Source organism: Enterobacter sp. 118C5, from assembly GCF_034107645.1.
Lineage (GTDB): Bacteria > Pseudomonadota > Gammaproteobacteria > Enterobacterales > Enterobacteriaceae > Enterobacter > Enterobacter nematophilus.
Genome location: NZ_JAWNEU010000011.1, coordinates 126212 through 138440 on the forward strand (window position 1 = coordinate 126212; position 12229 = coordinate 138440).

At 54.3% G+C, this 12229-nt stretch carries 15 protein-coding genes; 13 read left to right on the plus strand and 2 right to left on the minus strand.

Features of this window, described 5'->3' with window-relative positions; translation table 11 throughout:
• Nucleotides 1-5: 5 nt before the first annotated feature.
• Entirely contained in the window at nt 6-1910 is a 1905-nt protein-coding gene (locus tag UTO39_RS17385) for an ABC transporter ATP-binding protein (protein ID WP_320727668.1), read from the minus strand.
• A 135-nt stretch (nt 1911-2045) separates the two neighbouring features.
• Here UTO39_RS17385 and kefG point away from each other — a divergent pair, with 135 nt between their 5' ends.
• The 4 genes from kefG to slyD all read left to right on the plus strand — a co-directional run bounded on the left by kefG (nt 2046) and on the right by slyD (nt 5304).
• On the plus strand, nt 2046-2600 hold the full coding sequence (gene kefG / locus UTO39_RS17390; RefSeq protein ID WP_021242220.1) for a glutathione-regulated potassium-efflux system ancillary protein KefG: 555 nt from the start codon (nt 2046-2048) through the stop codon (nt 2598-2600).
• Nucleotides 2600-4405, plus strand: coding sequence for a glutathione-regulated potassium-efflux system protein KefB (gene kefB / locus UTO39_RS17395; RefSeq protein WP_061096899.1), 1806 nt, complete (start codon nt 2600-2602; stop codon nt 4403-4405). The genes kefG and kefB overlap by 1 nt, the downstream gene beginning before the upstream one ends.
• Before the next feature lie 13 nt (nt 4406-4418).
• Nucleotides 4419-4619 carry a YheV family putative zinc ribbon protein gene (locus tag UTO39_RS17400; RefSeq protein WP_003861689.1) on the plus strand — a complete coding sequence of 67 codons (201 nt, stop codon included), beginning with the start codon at nt 4419-4421 and terminating at the stop codon, nt 4617-4619.
• 94 nt (nt 4620-4713) lie between these two features.
• Nucleotides 4714-5304, plus strand: a complete 591-nt coding sequence (slyD, locus tag UTO39_RS17405) for a peptidylprolyl isomerase (RefSeq protein WP_003861691.1) — start codon at nt 4714-4716, stop codon at nt 5302-5304.
• Between the two features lie 50 nt (nt 5305-5354).
• Here slyD and UTO39_RS17410 read toward each other — a convergent pair whose 3' ends face one another.
• Nucleotides 5355-5573, minus strand: coding sequence for a protein SlyX (locus tag UTO39_RS17410; protein ID WP_008503009.1), 219 nt, complete (start codon nt 5571-5573; stop codon nt 5355-5357).
• A gap of 238 nt (nt 5574-5811) precedes the next feature.
• On the opposite strand from UTO39_RS17410, the gene fkpA reads away from it, so the two are divergent.
• The 9 genes from fkpA to UTO39_RS17455 form a co-directional block, all read left to right on the plus strand.
• On the plus strand, nt 5812-6633 hold the full coding sequence (fkpA, locus tag UTO39_RS17415; protein ID WP_023331457.1) for an FKBP-type peptidyl-prolyl cis-trans isomerase: 822 nt from the start codon (nt 5812-5814) through the stop codon (nt 6631-6633).
• A 166-nt stretch (nt 6634-6799) separates the two neighbouring features.
• Nucleotides 6800-7522: a transcriptional regulator gene (locus UTO39_RS17420; protein ID WP_014885489.1), complete on the plus strand. Its 723-nt coding sequence runs from the start codon at nt 6800-6802 to the stop codon at nt 7520-7522.
• Nucleotides 7522-7908 (plus strand): sulfurtransferase complex subunit TusD, encoded by a 387-nt coding sequence (tusD, locus tag UTO39_RS17425; protein ID WP_320727669.1) that lies wholly within the window; start codon nt 7522-7524, stop codon nt 7906-7908. The genes UTO39_RS17420 and tusD overlap by 1 nt, the downstream gene beginning before the upstream one ends.
• Nucleotides 7908-8267, plus strand: a complete 360-nt coding sequence (gene tusC, locus UTO39_RS17430) for a sulfurtransferase complex subunit TusC (RefSeq protein WP_253543368.1) — start codon at nt 7908-7910, stop codon at nt 8265-8267. Before tusD ends, tusC begins: the two co-directional genes overlap by 1 nt.
• Nucleotides 8268-8274: 7 nt before the next feature.
• The gene (tusB, locus tag UTO39_RS17435; protein ID WP_041911943.1) at nt 8275-8562 is read left to right on the plus strand and encodes a sulfurtransferase complex subunit TusB; all 288 of its coding nucleotides are present in this window, start codon (nt 8275-8277) and stop codon (nt 8560-8562) included.
• A 124-nt stretch (nt 8563-8686) separates the two neighbouring features.
• A complete protein-coding gene (gene rpsL, locus UTO39_RS17440) occupies nt 8687-9061 on the plus strand; it encodes a 30S ribosomal protein S12 (RefSeq protein ID WP_000246815.1) in 375 nt (124 codons plus the stop codon).
• Nucleotides 9062-9157: 96 nt separating this feature from the next.
• Entirely contained in the window at nt 9158-9628 is a 471-nt protein-coding gene (gene rpsG / locus UTO39_RS17445) for a 30S ribosomal protein S7 (protein WP_003861706.1), read from the plus strand.
• Between the two features lie 96 nt (nt 9629-9724).
• The gene (gene fusA / locus UTO39_RS17450) at nt 9725-11839 is read left to right on the plus strand and encodes an elongation factor G (protein ID WP_028014637.1); all 2115 of its coding nucleotides are present in this window, start codon (nt 9725-9727) and stop codon (nt 11837-11839) included.
• A 69-nt stretch (nt 11840-11908) separates the two neighbouring features.
• The coding region (locus tag UTO39_RS17455) for a GTP-binding protein (RefSeq protein ID WP_040176433.1) at nt 11909-12229 on the plus strand (321 nt) is incomplete at its 3' end.

The following is a 12229-nucleotide window of genomic DNA, read 5'->3' on the forward strand; positions in this document are numbered from 1 at the left end:
GCGTGTTAGTCTGCCTGCAGCATCGCTTCCAGCTGTTCCTGGGCGTCCAGCCACGCCATTTCGCACTCTTCGAGGCTGGATTTGGTCTTCGCCTGGGTTTGCAGGCAGTCGGTCAGCTCGGCTTTACGGCTCTGATCGTACAGACCGCTATCGCCGAGCTTCTCTTCGACGGCGGCAAGCGTGGCGTTGAGCTTTTCCATCTCTTTTTCGAGACGGGCAATCTCTTTACGCAGCGGCTGGGTCTGGGTGCGCAGTTCCGCTTCGCGACGCTTCTGGTCTTTACGTGACTGCGCGCTATTGGCGTTGTCTTTGGCTGACTCTTCAGGCTGGTTTTCCTGCTTTTGTACGTCCGTCAGCCACTGCTGGTAGTCTTCCAGGTCGCCGTCGAACGGTTCGACTTTACCGCCGTGTACCAGGTAGAGATCGTCCGTGGTGGAGCGGATCAGGTGGCGGTCGTGCGAAACCACCACCAGCGCGCCTTCGAACTCAATTAGCGCTTCGGTCAGCGCCTGGCGCATGTCGAGATCCAGGTGGTTGGTCGGTTCATCGAGCAGCAGCAGGTTAGGGCGCTGCCAGACGATCAGCGCCAGCACCAGACGGGCCTTTTCGCCGCCGGAGAAACGCTCGGTGTTTTCAGTCACCTTATCGCCCTGGAAGCCGAAGCCGCCGAGATAGTCGCGCAGCTTCTGCTCCATTTCCTGCGGTGCAAGACGCGTGAGGTGCTGAATAGGAGACTCATCCGCGCGTAAAAATTCCAGTTGATGCTGGGCGAAATAGCCCAGCTTGATGCCCTTCGCCAGGCCGATTTCACCGCTGATTGGGTTAAGCTCGCCCGCCAGCAGCTTGATTAGCGTCGATTTACCGGCGCCGTTGCGCCCCAGCAGGCCAATGCGCGAACCCGGCACCAGGTTAAGCTTGATGGAGTCGAGGATGATGCGATCCCCATAGCCAGCGCTGACCTTTTCCATTTTCAGAAGCGGGTTCGGCAGGCTTTCCGGCGCGCGGAAGCTGAAGTGGAACGGGTTATCCACGTGTGCCGGGGCAATCATCTCCATGCGTTCCAGCATCTTGATGCGGCTCTGGGCCTGCTTGGCTTTTGACGCCTTGGCCTTGAAGCGATCCACGAAGCTCTGCAGGTGCGCCACGCGCTGCTGCTGGCTTTCGTACATGGACTGCTGCTGGGCAAGGCGCGTCGCGCGCTGGCGCTCGAAGGAGCTGTAGTTGCCGGTGTACTCGAACATGGTTTGCTGTTCGATATGAATGATTTTATCCACCACCGGGTCGAGGAAGTCGCGGTCGTGGGAGATGAGAATCAGAGTGCCCTGATAGCTCTTGAGCCACTTCTCCAGCCAAATAACCGCATCGAGATCGAGGTGGTTGGTCGGTTCATCGAGCAGGAGCAGGTCTGAGCGGCAGATCAGCGCCTGCGCCAGGTTGAGGCGCATGCGCCAGCCGCCGGAGAAATCGCTGACCGGGCGTTCAAGCTGTTCATTACTGAAGCCCAGGCCGTGCAGCAGGCTGGAGGCGCGGGAGCGAATGGTCCACGCGTCGATGGCGTCCAGCTTACCGTGAACGGTAGCGATGGCGTGACCGTCGTTGCGCTCGTTGGCCGCGTTGAGCTCCGCTTCGAGCCTGCGGTATTCGCGATCGCCGTCGATAACATAGTCGAGCGCCGGTTCGCTCAGGGCTGGCGTCTCCTGATTTACCCACGCAAGCTGCCAGTTCCCCGGGAAGGTAAAGTTACCGCCATCCGCGCTAATCTCGTTTTTCAGCAGCGCCAGCAGGGTGGATTTACCGCAGCCGTTTTTGCCGACCAGACCCACTTTTTGGCCCGGGTTGATGGTAGCAGTGGCGTTATCCAGCAGGACGCGCACGCCGCGACGAATTTGTAACGAGGAGAAAACAATCATAGAAGCGCCGTATGTTCCGACTATGTTAATTTGTCATTATGATAATGTAAGGTGTGGGCCATTTTCCGCACCGGGCCGCCATGGTAGCCCAAAACAACGACGATACACAAAAACAGAAACAAGACCGGGAGGGGAATGATGTCTCAGACAGCAAAAGTGCTGCTGCTGTATGCCCATCCGGAATCTCAGGACTCGGTGGCGAACCGGGTGCTGCTTAAGCCGGCCACGCAGCTCAGTAACGTAACGGTGCACGATCTCTACGCGCACTATCCTGATTTCTTTATTGATATTCCTTACGAGCAGGAACTGCTGCGTCAGCATGACGTTATCGTGTTCCAGCATCCGCTTTATACCTATAGCTGCCCGGCACTGCTCAAAGAGTGGCTGGACCGCGTGCTGAGCCGGGGCTTCTCCAGCGGGGTGGGGGGCAACCAGCTGGCGGGAAAGTACTGGCGCAGCGTGATCACCACCGGTGAACCCGAAAGCGCTTACCGTCACGACGGGCTGAACCGCTATCCGATGAGCGACATCCTGCGGCCTTTCGAGCTGACGGCGGCCATGTGCCGCATGCACTGGATGAGCCCGATTATCGTTTACTGGGCACGGCGTCAGGATCCGAAAGAGCTGGCAAGCCACGCCAGAGCCTACGGCGAATGGCTGGCATCACCGATTCCGGCAGGAGGTCGTTAATGGAAGGATCGAATTTGCTCCTCGCCGGGGTGCTGTTTTTATTTGCCGCCGTTGTCGCGGTGCCGCTTGCCGCCCGTATCGGCATCGGGGCGGTGCTGGGGTATTTGCTCGCGGGGATTGCCATTGGCCCATGGGGACTGGGTTTCATCAGCGACGTGGATGAAATTCTCCACTTCTCGGAGCTCGGCGTGGTGTTTCTGATGTTCATCATCGGCCTCGAACTGAACCCCTCGAAGCTGTGGCAGCTTCGACGCTCTATCTTTGGCGTGGGCGCCGCGCAGGTGCTGTTTAGCGCCGCGATTCTGGCAGGCCTGTTAATGCTGACCAACTTTTCCTGGCAGGCGGCTGTGATTGGTGGGATTGGTCTCGCAATGTCGTCGACGGCGATGGCGCTGCAGCTGATGCGTGACAAGGGGATGAACCGCAATGAGGCCGGACAGCTGGGCTTTTCGGTACTGCTGTTCCAGGATTTAGCGGTGATCCCGGCGCTGGCGCTGGTGCCGCTGCTGGCGGGCTCGGGCGACGATCACTTCGACTGGGCAAAAATTTCCATGAAGGTGCTGGCCTTCGCGGGCATGCTGATTGGCGGACGTTTCCTGTTACGTCCGGTGTTTCGCTTTATTGCCGCCTCGGGCGTGCGCGAGGTGTTTACCGCCGCGACGCTGCTGCTGGTGCTCGGCTCCGCGCTGTTTATGGACGCGCTGGGGCTGTCGATGGCGCTGGGCACCTTTATTGCCGGCGTGCTGCTGGCGGAGAGTGAATATCGGCACGAGCTGGAAATTGCTATCGATCCCTTCAAAGGGCTGCTGTTAGGCCTGTTCTTTATTTCGGTGGGAATGGCGCTCAATCTTGGCGTGCTTTATACCCATCTGCTCTGGGTTGTGGTGAGTGTTGCGATCCTGGTGGCGGTGAAAACGCTGGTGCTGTACGTCATGGCGCGTATCTACGGGTTGCGCAGTTCGGAACGCATGCAGTTTGCCAGCGTGTTGAGCCAGGGAGGCGAGTTTGCGTTTGTGCTGTTCTCCACCGCCTCCTCCCAGAAGCTGTTTAAAGATGACCAGATGGCGCTGCTGCTGGTGACGGTCACGCTGTCGATGATGACCACGCCGCTGCTGATGAAGATGGTGGATAAACTCCTGTCGCGCCGCCTGAATCCGGCAGATGATGAAGATGAAGCGCCGTGGGTGGAAGACGATAAGCCGCAGGTGATCGTCGTGGGCTTCGGCCGCTTCGGGCAGGTGATTGGCCGCCTGTTGATGGCGAACAAAATGCGCATTACGGTGCTGGAGCGCGATATCAGCGCGGTCAACCTGATGCGCAAATATGGCTACAAGGTCTATTACGGCGATGCCACCCAGCTTGAGCTTCTGCGCTCGGCCGGGGCGGAAGCCGCGGAGTCTATCGTCATCACCTGCAACGATCCGGAAGACACGATGAAGCTGGTGGAGCTGTGTCAGCAGCACTTCCCGCACCTGCATATTCTGGCGCGTGCCCGGGGACGTGTTGAAGCTCACGAATTGTTGCAGGCAGGTGTGAAACACTTCTCCCGCGAAACGTTCTCCAGCGCGCTGGAGTTGGGGCGCAAGGCGTTAATCTCCCTGGGGATGCATCCTCACCAGGCGCAGCGCGCCCAGATGCACTTCCGCCGGCTGGATATGCGAATGCTGCGCGAGCTGATGCCGGTACACACCGATACGGCGCAGATCTCCCGCGTGCGGGAAGCGCGGCGCGAGCTGGAGGAGATCTTCCAGCGAGAGATGCAACAGGAACGACGCCAGCTCGACGGCTGGGATGAATTTGAATAAAGGGTAACGAAAGATGGCTGTACGTAAACGCTTTATCGCGGGTGCAAAGTGCCCGTCTTGCCAGGCTCAAGATACGCTGGCCATGTGGCGCGAAAATAATATTGATATAGTTGAGTGTGTTAAGTGCGGTCACCAGATGCGTGAGGCCGACAAAGAAGCACGCGATCACGTTCGCAAAGAAGAGCAAGTGATCGGCATTTTTCATCCAGACTAGCGATATGCTCTGAGTTTTTTTAAGCTTAAGGGTACACGGGTGCAGATTTCCGCTACAATCTGCGCCAGCAATTTTCCCACGCTCAGGAGATATCATGAAAGTAGCAAAAGACCTGGTGGTCAGCCTGGCCTATCAGGTACGTACAGAAGACGGTGTGTTGGTTGATGAGTCTCCGGTGAGTGCGCCGCTGGACTACCTGCATGGTCACGGTTCCCTGATTTCCGGCCTGGAAACTGCGCTGGAAGGTCATGAAGTTGGCGATAAATTCGACGTTGCTGTAGGCGCGAACGACGCTTACGGTCAGTATGACGACAACCTGGTTCAGCGTGTTCCTAAAGACGTATTCATGGGCGTTGACGAGCTGCAGGTTGGCATGCGCTTCCTGGCTGAAACTGACCAGGGTCCGGTTCCTGTTGAAATCACTGAAGTTGAAGACGACCACGTTGTGGTTGACGGCAACCACATGCTGGCTGGCCAGAACCTGAAGTTCAACGTAGAAGTTGTTGCGATCCGCGAAGCGACCGAAGAAGAGCTGGCTCATGGCCACGTTCACGGTGCGCACGGTCACGACCACGATCACGATCACGGCCACGACGGCTGCTGCGGTGGTCACGGCCACGACCATGGTCATGACCACGGCCACGGTAAAGGTGGTTGCGGCAACGGCGGCTGCGGTTGCCACTAATTCCGTCATGCGGAAAATAAAAAAGCGGGATAATCCCGCTTTTTTACGCCTCAATAATGAGGTGGTGGCGTCTCTTCTGACTGTGAGGCAATGTTTGACGGCTGCGTCGCCTTCAGTTTTTCCGTCAGCAGGCGCATATGATCCCGCAGTTTCGCCATTTCGAGTTCGTGCGCGGTCACGGTCTGGTTAAGCTCTTCGATGGTGATGTCCTGAAAAGCCAGGCGGCTTTCCAGCTCAGCCATTCTCGCTTCTATCGTTGTGTCCTTCATCATTCACCTCGTTTATATCTGATACGCCATATTGGCCCAGCGGCGGCGCAGTTTAACTGAGTTTATCCTGAAGTGCAGTCTCTATCCCGTTGGCAAGAAACTTATTTAAACAAAAATAGTCTGAAAAGTGGCGAGAATTGGAAGTGTCTGTCTGTAGATTTCTTCCGCAACGTTTTATAGTACGTCACTCATTTACGTTTAACGCTGGGGTGAGAGTCCCCAGGCCCTGGAGATATGGATGAAATCACTGTTTAAAGTAACGCTGCTGGCGACGACGATGGCTGTTGCACTGAACGCGCCGCTGTCATTCGCTGCTGATACTGCTGCGAAGCCTGCTGCCACTGCAGACAGCAAAGCGGCGTTCAAAAATGACGACCAGAAATCCGCCTACGCACTGGGCGCATCTCTGGGCCGCTACATGGAAAACTCTCTGAAAGAACAAGAGAAATTGGGCATCAAACTGGATAAAGCCCAGCTGATCGCGGGTGTTCAGGACGCCTTTGCTGATAAGAGCAAACTTTCTGACCAGGAAATCGAACAGACTCTGCAGGCGTTCGAAGCGCGCGTGAAGGGTGCCGCTCAGACCAAGATGGAAGCGGACGCTAAAGACAACGAAGCGAAAGGCAAAGCCTACCGCGATACCTTTGCTAAAGAGAAGGGTGTGAAAACCTCCTCTACTGGCCTGGTGTACAAAGTTGAGAAAGAAGGTACCGGTGATGCGCCTAAAGACAGCGACACTGTTGTAGTGAACTACAAAGGTACGCTGATCGACGGTAAAGAGTTCGACAACTCTTACACCCGTGGTGAACCTCTTTCCTTCCGTCTTGACGGTGTAATCCCTGGCTGGACTGAAGGCCTGAAAAACATCAAGAAAGGCGGCAAAATCAAGCTGGTTATCCCACCGGATCTGGCCTATGGCAAAACTGGCGTTCCGGGTATCCCGGCTAACTCCACGCTGGTCTTCGACGTAGAGCTGCTGGACATCAAACCAGCGCCGAAAGCGGATGCGAAACCGGAAGCGCAGGCAGATCAGAAAGCTGCGACAGACGCTAAGAAGTAATGTGATGCAAACCGCCGCCTTTTAAGGCGGCGGTTTTTTTATTGTGGGGCAGATATAATTAACACTGGAAAGCGTTAGGCACGCTGTATTAATTTAGTTGTCCGTGTAGATAATGAGCCTGCCCTGAAAACCTAACGACAGGCTCCTGAAAAGGAGTGTTTTTTTCATGTCCAGGTCGCTTTTAACCAACGAAACCAGTGAACTTGATTTGCTGGATCAACGTCCTTTTGACCAGACCGACTTCGATATTCTGAAATCCTATGAAGCGGTAGTGGACGGGTTAGCGATGCTCATTGGTTCCCACTGCGAAATCGTATTGCACTCCCTGCAAGATCTGAAGTGTTCCGCCATCCGCATTGCTAATGGTGAGCATACCGGCCGTAAAATTGGTTCGCCAATTACCGACCTTGCATTGCGTATGTTGCATGACATGACCGGCGCGGACAGCAGCGTCTCAAAATGTTATTTCACCCGCGCCAAAAGCGGCGTGCTGATGAAATCAGAAACCATCGCGATTCGAAACCGCGAGCATCGTGTGATTGGACTGCTGTGCATCAACATGAACCTTGATGTGCCATTCTCGCAGATCATGAGCACCTTTATTCCACCAGAAACGCCAGACGTTGGCTCTTCTGTTAACTTTGCCTCCTCCGTTGAAGATCTCGTCACGCAGACGCTTGAGTTCACCATTGAAGAGGTCAATGCCGACCGCAACGTATCGAACAACGCCAAGAATCGCCAGATCGTACTTAATCTCTACGAGAAAGGGATTTTCGACATTAAAGATGCCATCAACCAGGTGGCCGATCGTCTGAACATCTCCAAGCATACGGTTTACCTCTACATCCGTCAGTTCAAAAGCGGCGATTTCGTGGGGCAGGATAAGTAATGCGTTTTGCGCTAATGGTGACGGGCCCGGCGTATGGAACTCAGCAGGCCAGCAGCGCGCTGCAGTTTGCGCATGCGCTGCTGGCGGCCGGACACGAACTGGCGAGCGTCTTTTTCTATCGGGAAGGGGTGTATAACGCGAACCAGTTTACGTCGCCGGCGAGCGACGAGTTTGACCTGGTCCGCGCCTGGCAGGCGTTAAATGAAAAGCAGGGCGTAGAGCTGCATATCTGCGTGGCGGCGGCACTGCGTCGCGGCGTGACGGATGCAGCCGAAGCCGAACGCCTGAGGGTATCGGGCGCTAACCTGCAGCCTGGTTTTTCATTGAGTGGTCTGGGCGCATTGGCTCAGGCGGCGTTAACCTGCGACAGAGTGGTGCAATTCTGATGAAGCGTGTGGCATTTATTTTTACTTCTGCGCCGCACGGCAGTGCCTCTGGCCGCGAAGGACTGGATGCGCTGCTCGCGACATCGGCATTAACAGAAGATATCGGCGTCTTCTTTCTGGGGGACGGCGTGCTTCAGCTTCTGGCGGGCCAACAGCCGCAGGCCATTCTGGCGCGCGACTACATCGCCACCTTCAAAGTGCTGCCGCTTTACGATATTGAAAGCTGCTATGTCTGTGCCGACTCTTTAACGGCCCGCGGTTTAAGCGATAAGACGCCTTTTGTGCTGGATGTGACGACCTTACCTGCCGCAGCACTGCGTGAACAACTATCCCACTACGACACCATTCTGACTTTCTGAGGCTTCCATGCTCCATATTCTCAGCCATTCACCATGGCAATGTGATATCGACACGCTGTTGAGCATGCTGCGCGAAGGTGACGATCTGCTGCTGATTCAGGATGGCGTGCTCGCGGCGCTTGAAGGCGGCCGTTTCGTTGAAATTCTCACGAATGCCCCCATAACTGTCTCTGCGCTGAAGGACGATCTGGATGCGCGGGGTCTTTCTGGTCAAATTTCAGCCAAAATTGACGTGGTTGGCTATACTGATTTCGTCAATCTTACTGTGACGCACGCCAGTCAAATGAACTGGTGATTTGAGATCGCTGTATATTTCTTGACACCTTTTCGACGTAGCCCTAAAATTTCGCGTCCTCATATTGTATGAGGTCGTTTTATTACGTGTTTACGAAGCAAAAGCTAAAACCAGGAGCTATTTAATGGCAACAGTTAACCAGCTGGTACGCAAACCACGTGCACGCAAAGTTGCAAAAAGCAACGTGCCTGCGCTGGAAGCCTGCCCGCAGAAACGTGGCGTATGTACTCGTGTATATACCACCACTCCTAAAAAACCAAACTCCGCGCTGCGTAAAGTATGCCGTGTGCGTTTGACTAACGGTTTCGAAGTGACTTCCTACATCGGTGGTGAAGGTCACAACCTGCAGGAGCACTCCGTGATCCTGATCCGTGGCGGTCGTGTTAAAGACCTTCCGGGTGTTCGTTACCACACCGTTCGTGGTGCGCTGGACTGCTCAGGTGTTAAAGACCGTAAGCAGGCTCGCTCCAAGTACGGCGTGAAGCGTCCTAAGGCTTAATGGTTCTCCGTTAAGTAAGGCCAAACTGATTTATCTTAATGTCAAACTAAACTCGTAGAGTTTTGGACAATCCTGAATTAACAACGGAGTATTCCCATGCCACGTCGTCGCGTCATTGGTCAGCGTAAAATTCTTCCAGATCCGAAGTTCGGATCAGAACTGCTGGCAAAATTTGTAAATATCCTGATGGTAGATGGTAAAAAATCTACTGCAGAAGCAATCGTATACAGCGCGCTGGAGACCCTGGCTCAGCGTTCTGGTAAAAATGAACTGGAAGCTTTCGAAGTCGCTCTCGACAACGTTCGCCCAACTGTAGAAGTTAAGTCCCGCCGCGTTGGTGGTTCTACTTATCAGGTTCCAGTTGAAGTTCGTCCGGTTCGTCGTAATGCCCTGGCAATGCGTTGGATCGTTGAAGCTGCTCGTAAACGCGGTGATAAATCCATGGCTCTGCGTCTGGCGAACGAACTTTCTGATGCTGCAGAAAACAAAGGTACTGCAGTTAAGAAACGTGAAGACGTTCACCGTATGGCAGAAGCCAACAAGGCGTTCGCACACTACCGTTGGTAATCCCTTCGGAGTATTAGTCACCAGGCGGGCGCTTCAGAGAAGCCGCCCGCTCTGGGTAACTTAACTGAACGCCTAAAGAAACAAACGAGGAATCAAATGGCTCGTACAACACCCATCGCACGCTACCGTAACATCGGTATCAGTGCGCACATCGACGCCGGTAAGACCACTACTACCGAACGTATTCTGTTCTACACCGGTGTAAACCATAAAATCGGTGAAGTTCATGACGGCGCAGCCACCATGGACTGGATGGAACAGGAGCAGGAGCGTGGTATTACCATCACCTCCGCAGCGACTACTGCATTCTGGTCAGGTATGGCTAAGCAGTACGAACCGCATCGCGTAAACATCATCGACACCCCGGGCCACGTTGACTTCACCATCGAAGTAGAACGTTCCATGCGTGTTCTTGACGGCGCGGTAATGGTTTATTGCGCAGTTGGTGGTGTTCAGCCACAGTCTGAAACCGTATGGCGTCAGGCGAACAAATATAAAGTTCCACGCATCGCGTTCGTTAACAAAATGGACCGTATGGGTGCTAACTTCCTGAAAGTTGTTGGCCAGATCAAAACCCGTCTGGGCGCGAACCCTGTTCCGCTGCAGCTGGCAATTGGTGCTGAAGAAGGCTTCACCGGCGTTATCGACCTGGTGAAAATGAAAGCCATCAACTGGAACGATGCAGACCAGGGCGTTACCTTCGAATACGAAGATATCCCGGCTGAGATGCAGGACCTGGCTGACGAATGGCACCAGAACCTGATCGAATCCGCTGCTGAAGCTTCTGAAGAGCTGATGGAGAAATACCTGGGTGGTGAAGAACTGTCTGAAGAAGAGATCAAAAAAGCTCTGCGTCAGCGCGTTCTGAACAACGAAATCATCCTGGTAACCTGTGGTTCTGCGTTCAAGAACAAAGGTGTTCAGGCGATGCTGGATGCGGTAGTTGACTACCTGCCATCCCCGGTTGACGTTCCTGCGATCAACGGCATCCTGGACGACGGTAAAGATACTCCGGCTGAGCGTCACGCAAGTGATGACGAGCCGTTCTCTGCACTGGCGTTCAAAATTGCTACCGACCCATTCGTGGGTAACCTGACCTTCTTCCGCGTTTACTCTGGTGTGGTTAACTCCGGTGACACCATCCTGAACTCCGTGAAAGCGGCGCGTGAACGTTTTGGCCGTATCGTACAGATGCACGCTAACAAACGTGAAGAGATCAAAGAAGTTCGTGCGGGCGACATCGCTGCAGCTATCGGTCTGAAAGACGTGACCACTGGTGACACCCTGTGTGACCCGGATCACCCGATCATTCTGGAGCGTATGGAATTCCCTGAGCCGGTAATCTCCATCGCGGTTGAACCAAAAACCAAAGCTGACCAGGAAAAAATGGGTCTGGCTCTGGGCCGTCTGGCGAAAGAAGACCCATCATTCCGCGTATGGACTGATGAAGAATCTAACCAGACCATCATCGCTGGTATGGGTGAACTGCACCTGGACATCATCGTTGACCGTATGAAGCGTGAATTCAACGTTGAAGCGAACGTGGGTAAACCTCAGGTTGCTTACCGCGAAGCGATTCGCGCGAAAGTTACCGATGTTGAAGGTAAACACGCTAAGCAGTCTGGTGGTCGCGGTCAGTACGGTCACGTTGTGATCGACATGTACCCACTGGAGCCGGGCTCTAACCCGAAAGGTTACGAGTTCATCAACGACATCAAAGGTGGTGTAATTCCTGGCGAATACATCCCAGCCGTTGATAAAGGCATCCAGGAACAGCTGAAAGCGGGCCCTCTGGCTGGCTATCCGGTTGTTGACATGGGTATCCGTCTGCACTTCGGTTCTTACCACGACGTTGACTCCTCTGAACTGGCGTTTAAACTGGCTGCGTCTATTGCCTTTAAAGAAGGCTTTAAGAAAGCAAAACCAGTTCTGCTTGAGCCAATCATGAAGGTTGAAGTAGAAACTCCTGAAGAGAACACCGGTGACGTTATCGGTGACTTGAGCCGTCGTCGCGGTATGCTGCGTGGTCAGGAATCCGAAGTAACTGGCGTTAAGATCCACGCTGAAGTTCCGCTGTCTGAAATGTTCGGATATGCAACTCAGCTGCGTTCTCTGACCAAAGGTCGTGCATCATACACCATGGAATTCCTGAAGTATGATGATGCGCCTAACAACGTTGCTCAGGCCGTTATTGAAGCCCGTGGTAAGTAATCCACAGGATTAAAACCTAAGTCCCGTGCTCTCTCCAGCGGGGAGAGCACTATAGTAAGGAATATAGCCGTGTCTAAAGAAAAATTTGAACGTACAAAACCGCACGTCAACGTTGGTACTATCGGCCACGTTGACCATGGTAAAACTACCCTGACCGCTGCAATCACTACCGTTCTGGCTAAAACCTACGGTGGTTCTGCTCGTGCATTCGACCAGATCGATAACGCGCCAGAAGAAAAAGCTCGTGGTATCACCATCAACACCTCTCACGTTGAATATGACACCCCGACTCGCCACTACGCACACGTAGACTGCCCAGGCCACGCCGACTATGTTAAAAACATGATCACCGGTGCTGCGCAGATGGACGGCGCGATCCTGGTTGTTGCT